This is a genomic window from Streptomyces sp. 147326, from assembly GCF_045000215.1.
Lineage (GTDB): Bacteria > Actinomycetota > Actinomycetes > Streptomycetales > Streptomycetaceae > Streptomyces.
The window spans coordinates 2,404,524-2,424,586 of record NZ_CP134201.1 but is presented as its reverse complement, the minus strand read 5'-3'; the positions used below and the strand labels follow the sequence as shown (position 1 = coordinate 2,424,586).

Below are 20,063 nucleotides of genomic sequence, written 5' to 3'. Positions count from 1 at the left end.
ACTGTTTCGGTCATGTGCTGCTTGCCGCTCGTCACTCACTGTGGCGAGGGTGTCCTGTAGAGGTCAAAACGGCGTGCCCAAAGGCACCTTCCTGCCTACGGTGACGGGGTGATGACAAGCCGCACACAGACCTCACCCGTACGTCTCGCCGCAGCGTATGACATCGGGACCACCGGCGTTCGCGTGTGGTGGTGGCGAATTCCGGGCGACGCATTCAGTCAACTGGACCTCAAACTGCTCAGTAGTGCAGAGATTGGTCGTTTCGAGGGAATGAAATCAGCCACGGCCGCAGCGCAGTACGTCACTTGTCGGGCGAACGTGCGCCGCGTACTCGCCAGGGTTCTTCAGCTGCCGTTCAGCGATATTTCACTGGGGCGGAACCCGTGTCCGGGATGCGGATCCGCAGAGCACGGCCCGCCCGCCGTTCTCGCTCCGGACTCGGGCCGGCCGATCCACATCTCCCTCTCCCACAGCGCTGGGCTGGGCATGCTGGCGGTATCCCGCTTCCCCGTGGGGGTCGACGTCGAAGGGGACCGCGATCGGTGTTCCCCGGAGCTGGTCGACAAGGTGCTCAGTCCGCGCGAGCGCGAGACGGTGCTCGCCACGCCCGATCCCGTTCGCACGCGCGCATTCCTGCGTTGCTGGACCCGTAAGGAGGCCGTGCTCAAGGCCGTCGGGGTCGGCATCACCACCACGCTGTCCGAGCTGGAGACCCACGCGGGCGTCCCGGGCCCGGTCCAGGTGACCACCGACGCGCTGGGCTCCGTCTCGGCATGGCAGGTCATGGACGTGGATGTCCCCGGAGGCTGGACCGCGTCGGTCGCGCTGCCCGTCGGCGCGGACCGGGCCGTCACGGTCCATCCCGTCTGACCCCGTCCTCCCAGGGGGCTCCTGCGGCGTCGCGCAGGCCGGCCCGCCCGCGATGGCACGACGCACCTTCCCTTCATCCCACCCTTCGACGACGACCGCAACGGAGAGACCTCTTGAGTACCGCAGCACCGCGGACTGTCGCCGACCTGCTCCTGGACGCGGCCCAGCGCCATCCCGGCTCCGGCATCCGCTACTGTCCGCAGGGCCCGGGCGCAGGATTCCACGACCAGAGCCACACCGAGCTGCTGGACGACGCCTTGCGGCTGCTCACCACCCTGCGCAGCCAGGGACTACGGCCCCAGGACAAGGTCGTACTGATCCTCGAGCGGCCCCGGGAGTTCATCACCGCGTTCTGGGCGGCCGTACTGGGCGGTTTCGTACCGTGCCCCATGGCGCCGCTGCGCGGTGACCGCCAGCGCTGGGCCTCCCAGCTGGCCCACGTCGACACGCTGCTCGACCACCCGCTCGTCATCACCAGCACATCACTGGCAACCGAACTTCCGCCAGTGGAACGCCTCTTCACGCTCTGCCTCGACCAGCTGTCCGTGACGGAGCCCGCACGACCGCACAGGGCCGCACCGCAGGACACCGCTGTCCTCGTGCTGACCTCGGGTTCGACGGGACACTCCAAGGCCGTCATGCTCAGCCACGCCAATCTGGTGGCCTCGATGGCCGGCAAGAACACCCACCACCGACTCACCGCCGCTGACGCCACGTTGAACTGGGTCTCCTTCGACCACGTGGCCGCCCTCCTGGAGTGCCACCTGCTTCCGCTGTCAACCGGCAGCCGACAGCTCCACGTGGAGGCGCCGGTCGTTCTCGGGGAGCCGCTGGAGTTCCTGAGGCTCATATCGCGCCACGGCGTGACGATGACCTTCACGCCCAACTTCCTGCTGGGCCTCGTCAACTCCGCCGCCGGCCGGCTGAAGGAAACGGGCGAGGAACTCGATCTGTCCCGGCTGCGCCAGATCATCAGCGGCGGCGAGGCCGTGGTCTGCGCCACCGGGGAGGCTTTCCTCGACGCGTTCGCGCCCTACGGTCTCGCGCGCGACGCCCTGTGGCCCGCCTTCGGCATGACCGAGACCTGCGCGGGCAGCGTCTACTCCCGGGCCGCCTTTCCCGACATCGACCGGGGCCGGGAATTCGCCAGCCTCGGCACCCCGATCGAGGGCGTGCGCATCCGGATCGCGGACCCCGACGACCGTGAGGTCCCCGAGGGCGGGGTGGGCGAACTCCAGCTCACCGGCCCCGTACTCACCTGCGGCTACTACAACAACGAGCAAGCCACCCGTGCCGCGTTCACCGCCGACGGCTGGTTCCGCAGCGGCGACCTGGGGCGCATCGACGAAGGCCGGCTGACGCTCGTGGGCCGCAGCAAGGACAGCGTCATCGTAAACGGCGTCAACTACTTCAGCCACGAGATCGAGACCGTCCTGGAGACCCTGGACGGAGTGGCCGGGTCCTACGTCGCGGCCTTCCCCGTCCGCCCGGCGGGCACCGACACCGAGCAGGTGGTGATCGCCTTCCACCCGGAGGTCCCGGCGGACGACGACGCCGCGCTGTACCGGGTGCTGACCGCCGTCCGCGGCAGTGTGGTCGCCCACTGGGGATTCCGGCCCGCGCTCGTCCTGCCCCTGCCCGAGTCCGCCTTCCCCAAGACCAGCCTCGGCAAGATCCAGCGGTCCCTGATGCGTGACCGGCTCGAATCCGGCACGTACGACGCGCAGAAGAACGCCGTCGCCGAACTCACCGCCAGCATGCTCGGCGGCTACACCGCGCCTGAGGGCGCAACCGAGAAGGCCGTCGCGGAGGTCTACGCCGACCTGTTCGACATCGACCCCGGCTCCGTCGGCGCCACCGCCAACTTCTTCGAACTGGGCGGGACCTCGCTGGACATCCTGCGGCTGCGCAGCAAGCTGGCCCAGCGGCTCGGCGGCAGCGGTCCACAGATCATCACCGTGCTGAAGGCGCCGACGGTCCGCGCCCTGGCCGCCCGGCTCACCGAGCGGGAGCTGCCAGGCCCCAGGGAGTACGACCCGGTCGTGCCCCTGCAGACCAGCGGCACCAAGACCCCGCTGTTCTGTGTGCACCCGGGTGTCGGCGAGGTCCTGGTCTTCGTCAATCTCGCCAAGTACTTCGTGGGCGACCGGCCGTTCTACGCCCTGCGCGCCCGGGGCTTCAACGAGGGCGAGAAGCCCTTCGTGACCTTCGACCAGATGGTCGACTCCTACGTGGACGCCATCCGGGCACGGCAGCCGCACGGCCCCTACGCCGTCGCCGGCTACTCCTTCGGCGCCGCGGTCGCCTTCGAGATGGCCAAGGTGCTCCGCTCCCAGGGCGAACGGGTCGACTTCGTCGGCAGTTTCAACCTGCCGCCCCACATCAAGTACCGGATGGAAGAACTCGACTTCATCGAGACCGCCGCCAATCTGGCCTTCTTCCTGGGGCTGCTCGGCAAGCGGCAGGCACAGGAGCTGCCGGGCCTGCTGCGGGGCCTGCCCGTGGAGGAGCAGCTCCGGCGGCTGATGGACACGGCCTCGCCGGAGCGGATGGCCGCCCTCGACCTGGACCGCGAACGGTTCTGGGACTGGGCGGAGCTGGCCGACTCCCTTACCGACCTGGGCCGCAGCTACGAGCCGAGCGGCACGGTGCCCTCCGTCAGCGTCTTCTACGCGACCCCGCTGCGCGGCACCAAGGAGGACTGGCTGGCCAACGAACTGCGCCGGTGGGACGAGCACACCACCGGCCCGAACCGGTACATCGAGGTGCCCGGCGAGCACTACACCCTGATGGGCCCACGGCACGTCGCCTCCTTCCAGGCGATTCTGCGCGCGGAGCTCGACCGGGCCCTGGCCGACGCCGACCGGACCGCCGCGGAGGCGGCCACGGACTTGCGCCACGACGACCACTGACACACGCACACTTACCGAAGTACCGAACATGAAGCACACCACGGGGGAATCGATGTCCACACACCTGAAGGATCAGACACCGGCCATGAGAGGGAAGAAGATCCTCGTGACCGGAGGCACCGGCCAGGTGGCCCGGCCGGTGGCCGAGGCGCTGGCCGAACACAACGAGGTCTGGTGCCTGGGACGGTTCGGCGCGCCGGGCGTCGAGCGGGAGCTCAACGAGCAGTCCATCACGACCCGGTTCTGGGACATGGACGACCTGTCGGACACGGCGCTCGCCGATGTCCCGGACGACTTCACGCACGTCATCCATTCCGCCGTACGCCGTGGGGAGGACGGGGACTTCAACGCCGCCATGGAGGTCAACTCGGTGGCCGCCGGAAGGCTGATGACCCACTGCCGCAACGCCGAGGCCTTCCTCTTCGTGTCGACCGGCGCCGTGTACGCCCGGCAGTCCCTGGACCACCGCTACACGGAGACCGACCCGGTCGACGCGGTCGCCGACTGGCTGCCCGCCTACCCGGTGGCGAAGCTCGCGGCCGAGGGCGCGGTGCGCGCCTTCGCCCAGGTGCTGGACCTTCCCACCACCATCGCGCGGCTGAACATCGCCTACGGACCCGGCGGTTACGGCGGCGTGCCGATGCTGTACTTCAAGCGCATGCTCGCCGGCGAGCCCATCGCGGTCCCCCTCACCGGACAGAACTGGTGCTCGCTGCTGCACACCGATGACCTGGTGGCCCAGGTGCCCCGCCTGTGGGCGGCCGCCGAGGCCCCCGCGCGGCTTGTCAACTGGGGCGGCGACGAGCCGGTGGGCATCACCGACTGCATCCGCTTCATGGAGGAGCTGACCGGCGTCGAGGCGAACCTCGTACCGAGTCCGGTGACCCGCGAGACCTACCAGTTCGACCCGGCCCTGCGCCAGGCACTGACCGGCCCCTGCACGGTCGGCTGGCAGGACGGCATCCGCCGTACCCTCGAAGCCCACTTCCCCGCCCACACACGCCTGCGTGCCCATGTCTGAGGAGCGAGCGATGTCCCTGTACCTGTACCCCGCGCTCCACGAGCGGCACCCCGACGAGGCGGCGGCCCCCGTCGCCACCGGTCCTTCGGCCCATCTCGCGCTGATCCAGAAGGCGTACGAGGCGTTCCACAGCCGCGACGTCGCGGCCCTGCTGGACGTCCTCGCCCCGGACGTGCACTGGGTCCACCCCGACGGCATGTCCGACTACGGGCTGGGTGGCACCAAGTTCGGCCACGAGGGCGTCAAGGAGTTCCTGGCCCGGGTGCCCACCGTCCTGGGGGGCATGCGCCTGTATCCGCAGGAGTTCGTGGAGTCGGCCGACCGCGTCGTGGTCTTCGGGTTCCGTGACGTCACGTCGGCAAGCGGGCGGACCGAGCGGCTGAGGTTCGTACACTCCTGGACCCTGAGCGGCGGCCGCGCCACCCGGATGGAGGACATATTCGACACCGTCCTCTTCCGCCGGCTCATCGAGAGCTGAGGGCCTGTCCGCAGGAGCTGAGAACCGGCCGGCCCGCCGGGTCAGGAGCGCATTCCTGACCCGGCGGGCCGGCGCGGTCACGACTCGATCCTGCGGCGGACGGCATGCAGGATCTCCCGGCGGACGAGCCCGGCGGGAAGCCGGATCAGCGTCCAGTACCTGCGGAACTGCCGCCGGGCCGGTTCGTCGGCGCCGAACACCCGGGTCTCCGTACTCAGGACGCCGTCGGCGTACCGAAAGCTGAAGGCGACTTTGGTCGACTGCGGCTCCGCGTAGGCGAGGAACCAGTCCAGCCGCGCGTCGCCGCCCTGATCCCCGGGGAACGGCTCGCTCCCCGAGACCGCGCCCATCACCAGCTCCCGGTCGGTACGGCTCAGCACCACGAAGCCGCTGGACAGGAACTCGTCCAGCACCGACCTGTCCGGATCGCGGCGCACGCGGCCGAAGGACGCGACGCGCAGCAGCGAGCTGAACAGCGGCACCTCCGACCACGTGACCTGGATGACCGCCCGCAGGACGGCCTCACCGGATCCGTCGACGCGCACCTGGTGACGGCGCTTGCGGAAGTGCCATTGCGGCATCACCTCGTCCAGGCGCGTCGGAGCCTTCTCCTCGGCAGGCATTCAGCGGGCCGTGGCCTTGCTGAAACTGCGCACCGCGGCGGGGACGATCACCGCGAACAGCACGGCCAGGGCCACGAGGGCCACCACGCCGGGGTGCTCGGCGGCGAAGCCGTCACCCCTGGCAGTGGTTGAGTTGCCCCACAGGCGGCGGCACTCGTCGGTCACCGCGGTCAGCGGGTTCCACTGGGCGACCGCGCGGAGCCAGTCCGGCAGGCCGTTGAGGGGGATGAAGGCGCTCGAAAGGAACATGAACGGCATGACGATCACGAACCCGAGGGAATTGACCGCCTCGCCGCTGCGCAGCGCCAGACCGAGGAGCGCACCGCCCCAGATGGCGACGAATCCCAGCAGGAGGAGCAGGCCGAAGCCGGCCATGGCGTTCCAGAAGCCGCCGTGAATCCGCCAGCCGATCGCGTAACCGACCGCGGACATGACGACGCAGGCGATGGCGGACAGCAGCAGGTCGGAAACGGTCCGCCCGATGAGGACCGCGGACCGGGACATGGGGAGGGACCGGAAGCGGTCCATCAGCCCGTTGTTCAGGTCCTCGCAGATTCCCACACCGGTGGTCGTCATGCCGGCAATCATGACCTGGGAGAAAACACCCGCCATGAAGTATTCGCGATACTCGACCCCCGGAACCTGCATGGCGCTGCCGAGCACGTACCCGAAGGCCAGTACGAAGGCCACGGGCATGATGGTGACGGAGAGCAGTTTCTGCGGAACCCGGCGGATATGCCTGATGTGCCGTCCGATCAAGGCCCAGCCATCGACTATTACCTCACTCATGCCGCATTCTCCGATTCCAGGTCCGGCTCCGAATCCTGGGCGCGCGTGCCGTGCCCAGTCAGGCTTAGAAATACGTCGTCGAGGGAGGGCTTGCGCAGGCTGAAGTCGACGATCCGAGCGCCCTCGCCCTTGAGCGCCGAGACCGCGGCGGCGACCGTGTCGATACCGCCGTCGACGGGCACGGACACACGCCGTCCGCCCTCACCGATGACAGCCGGACCCATGCCCCACTCACCCAGTGCCAGTGCGACGCCCTGGGCGCGCGAGGGATCGTCGACGGTCACCTCCAGGCGTTCGCCGCCGACGCCGACCTTCAGCTCGTCGGGCGTGCCCTCGGCGATCGCCCTGCCGCCGTTGAGGACGACGATGCGGTCGGCTAGCTGGTCCGCTTCCTCGAGGTACTGCGTGGTCAGGAGGACGGTCGCTCCGCGGGCGGCCTGCTCGCGCACCAGCTCCCACATGGCGATGCGGTTGATCAGGTCCAGGCCGGTCGTGGGTTCGTCGAGGAACACCACCGGCGGATCGGCGAGCAGGCACGCCGCCAGGTCAAGCCGCCGGCGCATGCCGCCGGAGTACGTCTTGACCTGCCGGTCCGCCACGCCGGTCAGATTGAACCGGTCCAGCAGGTCGTCGACCCGGCTGCGGACGGTGCGGCGGCCCAGGTGGTAGAGGGTACCGATCAGCCGGAGATTCTCCAGGCCGGTCAGGCGCTCGTCGACCGCCGCGTACTGTCCCGCCAGGCCGATGTTGCGCCGGACCTCCTTGGCCTGCTTGACCACGTCCAGGCCCACGATCCGGCAGCTGCCGGAGTCGGGCCGCAGCAGGGTCGTCAGCAGTCGGACCGTGGTGGTCTTGCCGGAGCCGTTCGGCCCCAGCAGGCCCAGGATCGTTCCCTGGGGGACCGCGAGATTCAGCGCGTCCAGCGCCTTGTGGCGTTCGTAGCTCTTGGAAAGGTCGTGAGTCTCTATGGCGTACTCCACGCCGGCCTCCTAGCGCAGTTGGGGGACATGCGGCAACCGAAAGCGCGACGGAAAGCCCCATCCCGGTCTCCGGGTCCGCACGCGGTCGCGAGGCCGGCGGATCGACGCCGTCAGTGACGGTCACGCCTGGCCGGCAATCAGCCGGCATCGGCATGACGGTACGCAGTCCGGAGGGCGTTCTCGATCGCACTGTGAATACTTCGATATGGCGGGCAGTTCCGCCCTCGACGTGGAATGCCGCGCCGCCGGACCGAAGGCCCGTCGCGGGTCGCGAAGGACCTCTGGCCACTTATAACACCCCCGGCGACCGCCGATGACATCTCTACACCTTCCTGCACCGTTCTGTCTCAGTGATGCCAGCGGACGTGAAAATGGCAACGACACGGTGGAACGGAGTCTTTCTCGTCCACGGGCAGCAAAGTTGAGGAGAGTTGGTCATGCACGAGCGAGAGCTCCGCGCCTTCGTCTCGATCGCGGAGATCGGGAGAATGGATCAGGCCGCCAAGTACCTGGGCTATTCCCAGCCGGCCGTTAGTTACCAGATCAAGTGCCTGGAGCAGACGCTCGGCACCAGGCTGTTCGACCGGGACTCCACGGGCGCCCGGCTCACCCGTGAGGGCCGCATGATCCTGCCCTCGGCGCGGGCCATGCTCTCCCTCTTCGAGAGCATCAAGAGCGTCGTCGGCGTCTGACCCCGGCGCCGCCCAGGGCACCGGCCCGGGCGGGGCCGCGGGGCGCACTCGCCCCACCTGTGCTTTCAGGCTTTGAAACTGGAGTGGCCCAGGCCCTGCGAAGGCGGTCAGGCTTCGGGCAGCGGAGCGAGTGAGTCTCCGTCTCCGCAACCTTGTCACGGCCTCCCGAACGGGGGACCACCACCGTCCACGGACTCGCCCCCAACGGGGTCCACCCCGTGAATGGCACCTTGTGGACACGAAATCCGGCGGGCTCACCCACCCGGCCTAGCGTTGACGCGCTCGACGGGAGAGCGGGCAGCGCCAACGTGGACCCGCATCACATCCGGGCCGGGCACGGGCGTTCCCGCGCCCTCTTGAACGCACACAAGACGCTGCTTGCCCCTCGAGAGCGGCAAGCGGAGGGACGGTATGAGCATGTCGTCGGCACGTTCGACTCGGTCACCGGAGCTCCGTGCGTCCGGGGCGCAGGTGCCGGCCCCGCGCGCCCCGAGGCTGCGGGGCCGTCTTCCCTTCGGCTACCGCGCATCCCGCGGGCCCGGGGGGACGGAGCACGTGGTCGTCCCCGACGAGAGCGCCGCGGTGGTGGTCCGCCGGATATTCGACGAGTACCTCGACGGCCGGGGACTCCAGGACATCGCCGAAGGGCTGACGGCCGACGGCATTCCCAGCCCCAGTGCGCGCGGCTGCCGCGCGGGTGACCGTACACCGGCGTGGTCCAAGGGCACCGTACGGTCCATCCTGGTGAACCCGCGCTATGCGGCCGGCGTCGGCCAGCCGGCCGGGCTCGCGCCGATCGTGCGGGCCGAAGTGATGGACCGTGTCACCGCGTTGTTCGAGGCCCGGCGGACGGCCGCCGAATCCTCCGCGACGCCCGAGCGCACCTACGTCCTGCGGGGGCTGGTTCGCTGTACGTGGTGCAACCGGCTGATGCAGGGCACCCGCAACAACGGGGAGCACTACTACCGTTGCCGCTTCCCCGGCGGGTCCGCCCAGGCCGGACAGGTCGAGCATCCCCGCAACGTCTACATGCGTGAGCAGGCAGCCGTCGGTGCCCTGGTCTCCTGGCTGGGGCGGGTGTGGACGCCCGCCCGGGTGATGCGGCTGACCGGCCACGGCGTATCCGCGACCGAGGTGCGCCACGTGGTCCACCACGTCGGCGTCCGACTGCACGCGCTGCCCGATGTGCCGGGCGAGGAGCACGCCGCACTGTTCCGCTCCCTGGGGCTGCACATGGCTTACACCGACACCTCCCGCACCCTGAACGTGAAGGTCGCCATCGGCGGCGAGGGCACGTCGGTGAGCGGCGCGCTGCGCCTCTGAACCGCTGCGCCTCTGAACCGCCGCGCCTCTGAACCGCCGCGCCTCCGACCGCGCTGCGCCTGTGCCCACGACGCGTGCCCCGGGCCGCGCCGGGCCCGCGCCGCGTGTGGTACCGCGCCGCTTCCCCGACCGCGTGGCCCCTGAGCGCATGGCGTGCTCGACCGCGTGGCGCCTTCGACCGCGGCGCCCGCCCACCCGACACCCCCGAAGAGAAGGAGTAACGATGTCCGCTGTCACCCTGCTGCCAGGGGAGACCCTGCAGCGCCTGGACGACACCGGAATCACGCTGAGCGTGGCGGTCGAACCGCAGACGCCGGTGTTCGCCGGGCATTACCCCAACTTTCCTCTGCTGCCGGGGGTGTTCCTCCTCGATCTGGCCGAACGCGCCGTGGGGCGGTTCGCCGCCGGCCACGGGCGCAGGCTCGGACTGGAGGCCATCGTGTCGACACGTTTCCTCTCGCCGGTGCATCCCGGCGCCGAGGTCATCGTCGACTGCACGTACACGGCCGGGGAGGGAGCGCTCCGCACGGTGACCGCGCGCTGTACGGCCGACGGCGTCAAGGCGGCCACCTTCCGTCTGCGCTACCGGGAGCTCTAGAGGCTCCCGCACCTACAGATCAACCGCATTGGAAAGGCAGGCCGCATATGTCCGGCACATTCGGGCCCGGAACGGCGAAGTCGCTCATCCCGCACCGATACCCGATCCTGCTGGTGGACCGGGTCCTCGAGGTCGTGGCGGGCCGGAGTATCTCCACCGTCAAGGCCGTCACGTGCAATGAGCCCTGGTATCAGGATATTCCCGAGGAAGCGGCGGACGACAGCTACTCCTACCCCACCGCGCTGGTCATCGAGTCCTGGTGCCAGAGCGCCGCACTGCTCGGAGCGCACGGCGCTCCGGAAGGCACTGCGGACGGGGACGTCGTCCTGTTCGGCGGAATGTCCGAAGTGGAAGTCCACGGACACGCGTACCCCGGTGACGTGGTCCGCCACGAGGTGAAGCTGGTTCAGGAGACGGCGGGAGCGACGTTCTTCCAGGGCACCTCCTCGGTCGACGGCGAGCTGCTGCTGACCGTCGGCCAGGCGGTCACGCTGGTCAGGCCGGTCTCTTCGCTGGAAGTCGCGGCCCCTCACTGACCCGGCCGGTTCCACGTATCGATTCCGACGGCAAAGCGATTTGTCAATCGGACATCGAAAACTTTATGGGTGTGAATCAAGGGTCTCGGCTACGCGATCCATACCCCTTCGTAAATGGGGAACGGCTTAACTCTGAACCCCCATGCAGGCTGGATTCGCCGACGTGGGGCGTACTAATCTGAATTCGTAAAGGCGGGATTCGCCTTTCTGTAAGAGGGAGAAAAGGAATGTCAGCCACAATCAAGCAGGACCAGCTCGACGAGATCCGCGAGATCGTTGCCGAGGTTCTCGAGGTCGAGCCGGAGGAGATCACCGACACGAGCAGCTTCGCCGACGACCACGAGGCCGACTCCCTCCGCGCGATCGAGATCCTCGCCCGCCTGGAGAAGAAGTACAAGGTTGAGATCCCGCAGTCGGACCTGCCCAAGATGGTCAACCTGACCGCGGTCTACGAGATCCTCGCCGAGCGCGCCGGCTGGCTGGGCTGACCTCATGCGACGGGTAGTCATCACGGGCCTGGGGCCTGTCTCGAGCATCGGGATCGGAGCAGCCGCTTACGAGCAGGCGCTGCGGCAGGGTGTCAACGGCGTCTCGCCGATCGCGTGCTTCGACACCACTGGTTTCCCCTACTTCATGGCCGGAGAGGTTCACGATTTTCGGCCGGAGGACATGGTCCGTCGGCTGTCTGTCGAAGAGTGGGGCCGCACCAGTCTCTTCGCGGCGTCCGCCGCCCGTCTGGCGGTGGCGGACGCGGGGATCGACGAGGACGTGCTGGCGGCCTCGAGGGCCGGTTCGAGCATGGGGACCACCGGCGGCGAGTCGCAGATACTGGAGCGGCTCACCGCCGACGCCCTCGCCGGAGGGTACGACGGGCTGGACGCCGGCCTGGTGAAGCAGGTGTCCAGCGCCAGGCTGTCCCAGGCGGTCAACCGCGAACTGCGCCTCACCGGCGACGCGGTGACGCTGTCCACCGCTTGTTCGGCCAGCAACTACGCCCTCGGTTTCGCCAGCGACCTGATCCGCTCGGGCGAGATGGATTACATGATCGCCGGCGGTGCCGATTCGGTGCACCGCTGGTCGCACGCCGGGTTCTACCGACTCGGCGCGCTCACGGAGAAGGCCTGCTCTCCGTTCGACAAGGACCGCTCCGGCATCATCACCGGTGAGGGCGGGGCCGCGATGTTCCTGGAGAGCCTGGACTCCGCGCTCGCCCGCGGCGCGCGCATCCACGCCGAGGTCCTCGGCTACGGCCTGAACTGCGACGCCAGTCACATGGTGGCGCCCGACCGGGCCAGCATCGCCGCGTGCATGCGGCTCGCCCACAAGAACGCCGGCATCAAGGCCGAGGACGTCGACTACATCTGCGCCCACGGCACCGGCACGCCGGCGAACGACTTCACCGAGGCGAGTGCCGTGGTCGACGTCTTCGGCGACAACCCGCCGCCGATCAGCTCGACCAAGTCGATGCTGGGCCACGCCATGGGGGCTGCGAGCGGGCTCGGGGCCATCGCCTCGGTGCTCGGCATCACCGGGTCCTTCCTGCCGCCCACCATCAACTTCAACGCTCTGGACCCCGACATGCCCCCGATCGACCCGGTTCCCAATCACGCCCGTGACGCGGACGTCCGGATCGCCCAGGTGAACGGATTCGCCTTCGGCGGCAACAACGCCATCGTCATCCTCGGGAGGATGTCATGACGACCGCAACCAGCAGTACTGCGGCCGCCTCCGGGCCCGGGACGGCCGCCACCGGCACCCTGGCCATCACCGGCTTCGGCATCCTGTCGGGTGCGGGCCTCGGACCGGAGGCCCTCGCGGCCGCGGTCGCGAGCCCGCACCCGAGCCCGAGCGACGTCTCCGGAATGTATGAGGAACCCCTGCCGCGTCAGGAGGCACACGTGCTCATGGACTTCAACGTCCGTGACCACCTCGGCCGCAAGGGCACCTCGTTCTTCGACCGGGCCACCTCACTGGGCCTCGTCGCCTGCAAGGCCGCGCTCGCCGATTCCGACCTCGTCGTCGACGACGGCAACCGGGACCGGATCGGCATCACCCTCGGCACCACGGCGGGCAGTGCCAAGTCGACCAGCGACTACAGCCGGGACACCTTCATCCAGGACCGTCCCTACCTGGTCAACCCGCTGCTCTTCCCCAACGCCGTCATGAACTGCACGGCGGGGCAGGCCGGGATCCGGTTCGGGCTCAAGGGTCCCAACGCCACGGTGGCCGGCGGCAGCATGGCGATGCACAACGCCCTGCGCTACGGCCGCAACCTCATCAACTGCCACTACGCCGACGCGCTCCTGGTCGGCTCCGTGGAGGAGTTCAGCCCGCACTCGGCCTGGGCCGCGCACTTCGGGCAGTCCGTCGAGGGCGGGGACCTCCCCGCGGGCGAGGGCGCCGCGGTGTTCGTGCTCGAACGCGCCGACGACGTGCGTGCGGCAGGGCGTCCGATGGACGGCGAAGTGCTGGCCGTCGAGGTCGGCGTCTTCGACCCGCCCGGTCCTGACGGGGCCTTCGCCGCGGGCCTGGAAGCCTGCCTGCGGCGCGCCCTGAGCCGTGCCGGGGTGGCACCCGACGAGGTCGCCACCGTGGCAACGGCCTGGAGCGGCATGCCGCGTCTGGACGACGCCGAGGAAGCGGCCGTCACCTCCGTGCTCGGCACGGACGTACCCCGGCTGCGGGTCAAGGAGGCCACCGGCGAGGCGTTCAGCGCCACCGGGGCCTTCCAGGTCGCCGCGCTGCTCGCGCGACACCGTGGCGAACCGGCCCGCGACGGCGAGATCTCCGTGATCACGACCCGCTCCGCCGAGGGCGCCGCCGGCGCCGCGGTCATCAGGGGGTGGAGCCGTGCCGGCGGTCATCACGGGTAGCTCCATGATCACCTGCCTGGGTGATCTGGACGCCACCTACCAGGCCCTCCTGGAAGGGCGCAGCGGGGTCGCCCCGCTGCGCCTGGGTGACCCCGGCAAGCTCGCGGTCGCCCACGGTTACGAGATCCCGGACGAGCCGGGCACGGCGGATCCGGGCACGCGCCTGGCGGGCCGCTGGCTGGCCGACTGCGTGGCCGAAGCCCTTCGCGCCGCGCGGGTCGACCCCGCGCGGCGCCGGGTGGCCGTCGTCGTCGGCAGCGGCCTGCGCGAGCTGCGGGGCGTCGAGCAGTGGCACGCCGACGACGCCCGGCTGCGGCTGGAGCAGCTGCACTTCACCAGTGCCGTCCGGGCCGTCGTGCCCGCGGTCACCGAGGTGCACACGATCGCGAACGCGTGCGCGGCCTCCGGGTATGCGCTCGCGCTCGGCGCGGACATCCTCGAACTGGGCGAAGCCGACGTGGTGGTCGCCGCGGGCTGCGACACGATGACGGAGAGCATGCTGACCGTCATCGGCAAGGTCACCGACGGCACGTCGGACATGGTTCGCCCCTTCGACGAGAACCGTCCCGGCGTACTGCTCGGCGAGGGCGCCGCGGCCGTCGTCCTGGAACGCCCTGAGGACGCGGCAGACGGCCGGCCCACGCTCGGCACGCTCCGCGGCGTCGGGCTGACCTGCGACGCGTACCACGAGACGGCGCCCGACCGGGCCGGGATCACCGCGGCCATGCACCAGGCGCACGAGCGCGCCGGAGTGCGGGCGGAGGACATCGGCCTGGTCGTGGCGCACGGGACGTCCACCGGGCTCAACGACCCGACCGAGGCGGCGGCCCTGCTGGACGTGTTCGGCACCGACGGGCCGCCGGTCACCGCGATCAAGGGCGCGGTCGGCCACACCTCGGGCGGCGCGGCGCTGATGAGCGTGCTGATCGCGCTCACCGCGATGCGCGCCGGGACCGTTCCGCCGGTGGTGGGACTGCGCTCGCCGATGCCCGAGGCCGACAAGCTCAACCTCGTGCACGGCGCCCCGCTGGAGGCCGGTCCGCGTCTGGCTCAGGTCAATGCGTTCGGGTTCGGCGGGGTCAACGCGGTGGCGATTGTGGAGGCAAGTGATGGCTGAGGGCAACCCGCAGGTCGTACTCGCGGGCTGGGCCGTCCACGTGCCCGGCGTGGCGGCGTCCGAGCTCCCCGGCTCGCCGGAGGAGCCCGCCTGCTCCGCGGACGAGGCCAGACTCGTCCTCGGCCGCAAGGGGCTGCTCGGCAAGGAGCCGGCCACCCGGCTGGCGCTGTGCGCCGTCCACCGTGCCCTCGGCCTCCCCGCGGGCCTGCCCGCCGGGGTGGTGGACGGGGCGGCCGGAACCGCCGTCGTGGTCGCCTCCAACCTGGGCAACGTCCAGACCGTCTGCACGATGGTGTCGGACATGCGCAGGGAGGGCGGCTCCGCGGTGAGCGTGCTGGACGCGCCGAACGCCTCCAGCAACATCATCGCCAGCAGCATCGCGATCCGGTACGGCTTCACCGGACCGAACCTCGCGGTGTGCAGCGGCGCCACGGCCGGCCTCGACGCCGTGCTGCACGCCACCCGGCTGCTGCGCGCCGGCCGCGCCCGGCGGGCCGTCGTCGTGGGCGTCGAGCCCGCCGACCCGGTGGCCCTCGGCCTCGAGCAGCTGCGCGCCGACGGCGGCGGGCTGACCGAGGGGGCCGGCTGCGTTCTGCTGGGCGTACCCGGGGCCTGGCCCGGCCGCGCGGAGGTCCGTATCGGATCCGTCGCACGGCACGGCGAGCGGCCCGCAACCGCGGAACCCGCCACGGGCGGCTTCTACGGCGCCGAGGGCGTCATCGGCCTGGCGGTCGCGGCCGACCGGCTCGCCACCGGGCGGGCCGAAGGCCCCCTCGTGGTCGCGTGCGGTGACCGCGAGGACGCATGGGCCAGCGTGACGGCGTCCCGGCTCGAACCGATCGGCAGCGTGGCATGACCGGATGGGACACGGTGGGCCGGGCCGAAGGCCTGGAGGTGCGCCGAGGCCCGGGGCAGGGGCCCGCGCTGGTCGCGGTGCACGGCATAGAAGACTCCTGGGGCGTATGGCGCGCGCTGGCGGAGCAGCTGTCCGGCTACCGCCTCTACGCGCTCCAGCTGCCCTGGCACGGCGGCAACTCCTACGCCTGGCGCGGCGAGGGCTCGCCGGGCGAATGGCTGCGCCGGGCCCTGGAGCTGGTGCCCGAGCGGCCCGCCGCGCTCCTGGGCCACTCGTTCGGGGCCAACGCGGTGCTGGAGTACCTGGCCACCTGCGAGGGCGATCCCGGTATCGGGGCCGCGGTGCTCGCCGCACCGTTCTACTGCCCGGCCGACTTCCCCGTGTCCCCGTCGATCCGCACACGCTCCGAGGGCGCCCTGCGGAAGGTCATCAACCAGGGCGTCGGCATCGCGCTGGGCCCGCGCTCGGCCACCCTCGACCCGGACATCCTCGCCGTGATGAAACACAAGGCGTGCGAACGCACCGTCGCCAGCGGACTCCCGGTCTTCTACCGGGAGTTCGAGGCGTCCGGGAAGTTCGACCTGTCCCGGATCGAGGTACCCACACTCGTCCTCGCCGGGGTCGACGACGAATCGCTGACCCCGATGCGGGCCGCCGCACTCGATCGCGCCATGCCTGCGGCAACGGTGCGGCTGCGCGCCGCATACGGACATTTCTGCCATGTGATGCAGGCACAGGAGCTGGGTCGCGAAGCGGACGCCTTCCTGCGCCGCACCCTGCTCAACCCCCACGTTCCCGTCGAATTCCAAGGAGAAGGCACTGTGACGAATCTGCTGGACGGCGCCCCCACGACCTATGTGGGCATGCCGCGCTACGAGGGTGCCAACATCCGCACCTGGATCGGGTTCAAGCACTTCATGTACCTGGCCGAGGAGGCCGTGCTGGAGTACTTCCGCGAGCGCGGCGTCGGTGCCCGCGACATGTACCACCGCTTCGGGCTCGGCCTCGAGATCGTCGACTCCTCGGTGCAGCTGCCCGCGACGCTCTTCGTGGACGACCGCGTCTACGCCACCGTGGTCTCGGCCACGCCGAAGCCGGGCCAGGGCGCACCGTTCACCATCACGCTGACGGTGGAGCGGGACGGCGAGGCCGTCACCGTACTGAAGGGCAAGCTGCGGGTCGCGCTGATCGCCGTCAAGGACGGCTCGGGGACCGAGCCGGTGCCCGCGATCCTCGAGCCCTTCGTGGTGCCCGAGGTGGCCGCGCTGGTCAACGCCAAGTCCGCCAGCATGCCCATCGCTCCCGGTCAGGACGTCGCCGACGTCCTCGTCCCGGAGGGCTCCGGCGCGTACCTGTGGTCCTGGCGGGCCCCCTACCCGTACTGCCACTTCTCCGACCGGCTCCAGCACTCGGCCTACGTCCGCACCCTCGAGGAGGTCGTGGACCGCTTCCTGCACGACCGCGGCCTGGCCATCGGCAAGCTGCTGAACGAGCGCGCCTGGATCCCCGTCGTCTCCCGCGCCCGCGTGCAGATGCTGTCCGACATCTTCATGGAGGAGACCGTGCACACGGTCTTCACGATCGAGGACGTCATCAAGGACACCGTCTACACGGCGCGCATGGACTGCTATGTGCAGCGCGGCGACAGCCTGGAGCTGGCCGCGACGGCCACCATCATGCACGGCTACGCCATCAGCCGCGGTGAGAAGGCCGGCACCGTCGCGATCCTCGACGAGGACGTGAAGGCGGTACTGCTCGGGGGGCAGGCATGAGGAGGCCGCCCCGGCTGTACTTCTCGCTGCGCAGCCCGTTCAGCTGGATGGCCGTGAGGCAGCTGGAGGAGCGCCTGCCGAACGCCGAGGAGCTCATCGAGTACGTCCCGTTCACCGAGCCGGACGACGTGAGCATGGCCGAACTCGACTCCCGCGGCGGCGAGTTCCACTACATCGCCATGAGCAAGGCCAAGCACCTCTACATCCTGGCCGACACCAAGCGCCTCGCGGCGAAGTACGGCTACGCCATGAAGTGGCCGCTCGACACCGGCCACGAGTGGTGGGAACTGCCCCACCTCGGCTGGATCAAGGCCCGTGAGCTCGGTGTGCACCGCGAGTACTACCGGGCGGTGATGGCCGCCCGCTGGGAACGCGGCGAGAACATCTGCGAGCGCGAGGAGCTGCGCCGGATCCTGCTGGAGGCCGGGCTCGACGGCGACACCCTCGTGGCCGCGCCGGAGGACCCCGCCATCCGTGAGAAGGGTGTGCAGGCCCTGATGGACGTGTACGAGGACGACGTGTTCGGCGTCCCGTACTTCAAGCTCGGCCGGCACCGCTTCTGGGGTCTGGACCGTCTCGACGACTTCGTCGCGGCGCTCGAGGAGTCGCTGCTCACCACCGCGAAGAAGGGATGAGGAATGAACACCGGCACCACACGCGCGGCCGTAGCGCAAGAGGCGGCCCCCGGCTACCCGCTGGTGGACGAGGAGTGGGGCGAGAACCCGCTGGAGGGCATCCCGGCGGAACTCGTCGACCGCATCGGCGTCCTGGACCACGACACCGCGGGCGGCTGCGGCTGAACAGCCGCGCCCGCTGTCCGGCCTCCGGCCGCAGGCCACCCGGCAGGGCGCGCCGCGGCCGGGGCGGACAGCGCCGCACCAGCTAAGGAGAGAGCAGTGAACGAACAGGGATGCACCGTCGTCACCGGCGGATCCAGGGGCATCGGACGCGCCGTGGCGGTCCAGCTCGCCAAGGAAGGCCGCAACATCGCCTTCTGCTACCGCAGTGGCGTGGAGGCCGCCGAGGAGACCGAGAAGCTGATCCGTGAAGCGGGTGTGGAGGTCTACCACGCCCCGTGCGACGTGTCCGACTTCGACGCCGTGCAGCAGTTCATCAGCGACGCGGAGAAGGCGATCGGACCGGTCCGTGCGCTGGTCAACTCCGCGGGCATCGTCCGCGACAACCCCATGGTGCTGATGCCCCCGGAGGACTGGCGGGCCGTCATCGGGACCAACCTCGACGGAACGTTCAACTTCTGCCGCGCGGTGGTCTTCGGGTTCATGAAGCGCAAGGAGGGCGCGATCGTCAACATGTCCTCCGTCGCGGGACTGGACGGCAACGCCACCCAGACCAACTACTCCGCTTCCAAGGCCGGCATCCAGGGCATGAGCGTGTCCCTCGCCAAGGAGCTGGCCGGCTACGGCGTGCGCGTCAATGTCGTCGCTCCCGGGTTCATCGAGACGGACATGACCGAGGCACTCTCGGAGAAGGTGCGGGCCCAGGCGCTGAAGAGCATTCCGATGCGCCGCTACGGTGGTGCGGACGAGGTCGCCGATCTCGTCTCGTTCCTCCTCTCCGACAAGGCCGGCTACATCACCGGCGAGATCATCCGAGTGGACGGCGGAGTCGTGCTGTGACGGCCGCCCTCACCCCGCCGCCCGTGCCCGGCGCCGCCATCGAGGCCGGCCGCCGGGCACGGGCGGCCCCGCTCCCGGCCGTCGACTCCTGCACGGTCCTGTCGGCGACCGAGGTCACGGCGCGCAAGCTCGTCCGCGCCGACGACCCCTACATGGAGGGCCACTACCCCGACGTCACCATCTACCCGGGTGCGTTCCTCCTCGAGTCCGTCTACCAGGCCGTCCTGCACCTGGTGTGGGAAACCCGCGGAACGCAATCCTTCGCGGTCCCCACACGCATCAACTCCGTCCGCTTCCTGGCGGCGCTGGGCCCCGGCGACGTCCTCGACATCCGGTGCTCGTGCAAGCCCGCGGGGACGGACGGGCTGGACGTCACCGCCGACTGCCGCAAGGGAGAAGCCAAGGCGGCCAAGGTCTCGGTGAGCTTCCGAATCGTCCCCGCCGCAGGGAGTACGGAGGTGGCGGATGCTTGAGCACGGGGCGATCCGGGGCAGGATCCCGCACGCACATCCGATGCTGCACGTCGACCGGGTGCTGGAGATGGAGCCCCACGACCTCATCGTCACCAGCAAGGCGATCACGGGCAGCGAGACCTGCTACGCCCAGCTCGGGCCCGGCGTCGGGCAGCCGGCCCTGCGCTACCCACCGTCCCTCCTGATCGAGTCATGGGGTCAGGGCGGGGCACTGCTGTGGCTCGAACGGGAACGGGCCCAGGGCCGGACGGACGGCAACGCCCCCATCCTGGCCACCCTGCGCGACATCACGTTCCACCGGGGCGTCTACCCCGGTGACACGCTGCGGCACACCGTACGCATCGATCAGTACACGGCCGCCGGCGTCATCATGAGCGGCGAGACCCGGTGCGAGGGGGATCTGGTGGCCGAGGTCGGCTACGCCCTCGCCGTGCTCCGCCCCTCGGGAGAGCTGTTTTGAAGTATTGAAATCAAGCAGGACCTCCGCACGCGCAACACATAGTCTCGCTTTGA

At 70.0% G+C, this 20,063-nt stretch carries 22 protein-coding genes; 19 read left to right on the top strand and 3 right to left on the bottom strand.

Going from position 1 to position 20,063, the window contains the following annotated elements; all coding sequences use genetic code 11:
* Window positions 1–486: 486 nt before the first annotated feature.
* The 4 genes from RIU97_RS10540 (at window position 487) to RIU97_RS10525 (ending at window position 5,281) form a co-directional block, all read left to right on the top strand.
* Window positions 487–870, top strand: a complete 384-nt coding sequence (locus RIU97_RS10540; protein WP_404955533.1) for a 4'-phosphopantetheinyl transferase family protein — start codon at window positions 487–489, stop codon at window positions 868–870.
* A 113-nt stretch (window positions 871–983) separates the two neighbouring features.
* A complete protein-coding gene (locus RIU97_RS10535) occupies window positions 984–3,782 on the top strand; it encodes an AMP-binding protein (protein ID WP_404955531.1) in 2,799 nt (932 codons plus the stop codon).
* An 85-nt stretch (window positions 3,783–3,867) separates the two neighbouring features.
* Window positions 3,868–4,803: an NAD-dependent epimerase/dehydratase family protein gene (locus tag RIU97_RS10530; protein WP_404955529.1), complete on the top strand. Its 936-nt coding sequence runs from the start codon at window positions 3,868–3,870 to the stop codon at window positions 4,801–4,803.
* 10 nt (window positions 4,804–4,813) lie between these two features.
* Window positions 4,814–5,281, top strand: a complete 468-nt coding sequence (locus RIU97_RS10525; protein ID WP_404955527.1) for a nuclear transport factor 2 family protein — start codon at window positions 4,814–4,816, stop codon at window positions 5,279–5,281.
* A 77-nt stretch (window positions 5,282–5,358) separates the two neighbouring features.
* Here the strand turns inward: RIU97_RS10525 and RIU97_RS10520 are convergent, their stop codons facing one another.
* The 3 genes from RIU97_RS10520 to RIU97_RS10510 are packed head-to-tail and all read right to left on the bottom strand — an operon-like array spanning window position 5,359 to window position 7,673.
* On the bottom strand, window positions 5,359–5,904 hold the full coding sequence (locus tag RIU97_RS10520; protein WP_404955525.1) for a hypothetical protein: 546 nt from the start codon (window positions 5,902–5,904) through the stop codon (window positions 5,359–5,361).
* On the bottom strand, window positions 5,905–6,693 hold the full coding sequence (locus RIU97_RS10515; protein ID WP_404955523.1) for an ABC transporter permease: 789 nt from the start codon (window positions 6,691–6,693) through the stop codon (window positions 5,905–5,907). It lies immediately after the preceding gene.
* Window positions 6,690–7,673, bottom strand: coding sequence for an ATP-binding cassette domain-containing protein (locus RIU97_RS10510; RefSeq protein ID WP_404955521.1), 984 nt, complete (start codon window positions 7,671–7,673; stop codon window positions 6,690–6,692). The genes RIU97_RS10515 and RIU97_RS10510 overlap by 4 nt, the downstream gene beginning before the upstream one ends.
* Before the next feature lie 437 nt (window positions 7,674–8,110).
* On the opposite strand from RIU97_RS10510, the gene RIU97_RS10505 reads away from it, so the two are divergent.
* The 15 genes from RIU97_RS10505 to RIU97_RS10435 all read left to right on the top strand — a co-directional run bounded on the left by RIU97_RS10505 (window position 8,111) and on the right by RIU97_RS10435 (window position 20,010).
* Window positions 8,111–8,365 carry a LysR family transcriptional regulator gene (locus tag RIU97_RS10505; protein ID WP_404955519.1) on the top strand — a complete coding sequence of 85 codons (255 nt, stop codon included), beginning with the start codon at window positions 8,111–8,113 and terminating at the stop codon, window positions 8,363–8,365.
* 555 nt (window positions 8,366–8,920) lie between these two features.
* Window positions 8,921–9,688, top strand: a complete 768-nt coding sequence (locus RIU97_RS10500) for a recombinase family protein (protein ID WP_404955517.1) — start codon at window positions 8,921–8,923, stop codon at window positions 9,686–9,688.
* A gap of 223 nt (window positions 9,689–9,911) precedes the next feature.
* Window positions 9,912–10,286 (top strand): hypothetical protein, encoded by a 375-nt coding sequence (locus RIU97_RS10495; protein ID WP_404955515.1) that lies wholly within the window; start codon window positions 9,912–9,914, stop codon window positions 10,284–10,286.
* A gap of 47 nt (window positions 10,287–10,333) precedes the next feature.
* On the top strand, window positions 10,334–10,822 hold the full coding sequence (locus RIU97_RS10490) for a 3-hydroxyacyl-ACP dehydratase FabZ family protein (protein ID WP_404955513.1): 489 nt from the start codon (window positions 10,334–10,336) through the stop codon (window positions 10,820–10,822).
* Window positions 10,823–11,049: 227 nt separating this feature from the next.
* Complete coding sequence (locus RIU97_RS10485) at window positions 11,050–11,310, top strand: acyl carrier protein (RefSeq protein ID WP_404955511.1); 261 nt, start codon at window positions 11,050–11,052, stop codon at window positions 11,308–11,310.
* Between the two features lie 4 nt (window positions 11,311–11,314).
* On the top strand, window positions 11,315–12,520 hold the full coding sequence (locus tag RIU97_RS10480; RefSeq protein WP_404955509.1) for a beta-ketoacyl-[acyl-carrier-protein] synthase family protein: 1,206 nt from the start codon (window positions 11,315–11,317) through the stop codon (window positions 12,518–12,520).
* On the top strand, window positions 12,517–13,695 hold the full coding sequence (locus RIU97_RS10475; RefSeq protein WP_404955507.1) for a beta-ketoacyl synthase N-terminal-like domain-containing protein: 1,179 nt from the start codon (window positions 12,517–12,519) through the stop codon (window positions 13,693–13,695). The genes RIU97_RS10480 and RIU97_RS10475 overlap by 4 nt, the downstream gene beginning before the upstream one ends.
* A 4-nt stretch (window positions 13,696–13,699) precedes the next feature.
* Window positions 13,700–14,812, top strand: a complete 1,113-nt coding sequence (locus RIU97_RS10470) for a beta-ketoacyl synthase N-terminal-like domain-containing protein (RefSeq protein ID WP_404955505.1) — start codon at window positions 13,700–13,702, stop codon at window positions 14,810–14,812.
* A complete protein-coding gene (locus RIU97_RS10465; RefSeq protein ID WP_404955502.1) occupies window positions 14,805–15,668 on the top strand; it encodes a beta-ketoacyl synthase N-terminal-like domain-containing protein in 864 nt (287 codons plus the stop codon). The genes RIU97_RS10470 and RIU97_RS10465 overlap by 8 nt, the downstream gene beginning before the upstream one ends.
* Window positions 15,665–17,440, top strand: coding sequence for an alpha/beta fold hydrolase (locus tag RIU97_RS10460; RefSeq protein ID WP_404955500.1), 1,776 nt, complete (start codon window positions 15,665–15,667; stop codon window positions 17,438–17,440). The genes RIU97_RS10465 and RIU97_RS10460 overlap by 4 nt, the downstream gene beginning before the upstream one ends.
* Window positions 17,437–18,075, top strand: a complete 639-nt coding sequence (locus tag RIU97_RS10455; protein WP_404955498.1) for a 2-hydroxychromene-2-carboxylate isomerase — start codon at window positions 17,437–17,439, stop codon at window positions 18,073–18,075. The genes RIU97_RS10460 and RIU97_RS10455 overlap by 4 nt, the downstream gene beginning before the upstream one ends.
* Before the next feature lie 3 nt (window positions 18,076–18,078).
* Window positions 18,079–18,240, top strand: coding sequence for a hypothetical protein (locus tag RIU97_RS10450; RefSeq protein WP_404955496.1), 162 nt, complete (start codon window positions 18,079–18,081; stop codon window positions 18,238–18,240).
* A 96-nt stretch (window positions 18,241–18,336) separates the two neighbouring features.
* Entirely contained in the window at window positions 18,337–19,077 is a 741-nt protein-coding gene (gene fabG, locus RIU97_RS10445) for a 3-oxoacyl-[acyl-carrier-protein] reductase (protein ID WP_404955494.1), read from the top strand.
* Window positions 19,074–19,550, top strand: coding sequence for a hypothetical protein (locus RIU97_RS10440; RefSeq protein WP_404955492.1), 477 nt, complete (start codon window positions 19,074–19,076; stop codon window positions 19,548–19,550). Before fabG ends, RIU97_RS10440 begins: the two co-directional genes overlap by 4 nt.
* A complete protein-coding gene (locus tag RIU97_RS10435; protein ID WP_404955490.1) occupies window positions 19,543–20,010 on the top strand; it encodes a 3-hydroxyacyl-ACP dehydratase FabZ family protein in 468 nt (155 codons plus the stop codon). Before RIU97_RS10440 ends, RIU97_RS10435 begins: the two co-directional genes overlap by 8 nt.
* The last annotated feature ends 53 nt before the right edge of the window (window positions 20,011–20,063 follow it).

Excerpts from the sequence above, each read along its gene's own strand:
- RIU97_RS10475 (WP_404955507.1), top strand. The coding sequence starts at position 12,517 with ATGACGACCGCAACCAGCAGTACTGCGGCCGCCTCCGGGCCCGGGACG.
- RIU97_RS10485 (WP_404955511.1), top strand. The coding sequence starts at position 11,050 with ATGTCAGCCACAATCAAGCAGGACCAGCTCGACGAGATCCGCGAGATC.
- RIU97_RS10505 (WP_404955519.1), top strand. The coding sequence starts at position 8,111 with ATGCACGAGCGAGAGCTCCGCGCCTTCGTCTCGATCGCGGAGATCGGG.
- RIU97_RS10480 (WP_404955509.1), top strand. The coding sequence starts at position 11,315 with ATGCGACGGGTAGTCATCACGGGCCTGGGGCCTGTCTCGAGCATCGGG.
- RIU97_RS10540 (WP_404955533.1), top strand. The coding sequence starts at position 487 with ATGCTGGCGGTATCCCGCTTCCCCGTGGGGGTCGACGTCGAAGGGGAC.
- RIU97_RS10435 (WP_404955490.1), top strand. The coding sequence starts at position 19,543 with ATGCTTGAGCACGGGGCGATCCGGGGCAGGATCCCGCACGCACATCCG.
- RIU97_RS10470 (WP_404955505.1), top strand. The coding sequence starts at position 13,700 with ATGATCACCTGCCTGGGTGATCTGGACGCCACCTACCAGGCCCTCCTG.
- RIU97_RS10495 (WP_404955515.1), top strand. The coding sequence starts at position 9,912 with ATGTCCGCTGTCACCCTGCTGCCAGGGGAGACCCTGCAGCGCCTGGAC.
- RIU97_RS10490 (WP_404955513.1), top strand. The coding sequence starts at position 10,334 with ATGTCCGGCACATTCGGGCCCGGAACGGCGAAGTCGCTCATCCCGCAC.
- RIU97_RS10450 (WP_404955496.1), top strand. The coding sequence starts at position 18,079 with ATGAACACCGGCACCACACGCGCGGCCGTAGCGCAAGAGGCGGCCCCC.
- RIU97_RS10525 (WP_404955527.1), top strand. The coding sequence starts at position 4,814 with ATGTCCCTGTACCTGTACCCCGCGCTCCACGAGCGGCACCCCGACGAG.
- RIU97_RS10520 (WP_404955525.1), bottom strand. The coding sequence starts at position 5,904 with ATGCCTGCCGAGGAGAAGGCTCCGACGCGCCTGGACGAGGTGATGCCG.
- RIU97_RS10455 (WP_404955498.1), top strand. The coding sequence starts at position 17,437 with ATGAGGAGGCCGCCCCGGCTGTACTTCTCGCTGCGCAGCCCGTTCAGC.
- RIU97_RS10460 (WP_404955500.1), top strand. The coding sequence starts at position 15,665 with ATGACCGGATGGGACACGGTGGGCCGGGCCGAAGGCCTGGAGGTGCGC.
- RIU97_RS10515 (WP_404955523.1), bottom strand. The coding sequence starts at position 6,693 with ATGAGTGAGGTAATAGTCGATGGCTGGGCCTTGATCGGACGGCACATC.
- RIU97_RS10465 (WP_404955502.1), top strand. The coding sequence starts at position 14,805 with ATGGCTGAGGGCAACCCGCAGGTCGTACTCGCGGGCTGGGCCGTCCAC.
- RIU97_RS10530 (WP_404955529.1), top strand. The coding sequence starts at position 3,868 with ATGAGAGGGAAGAAGATCCTCGTGACCGGAGGCACCGGCCAGGTGGCC.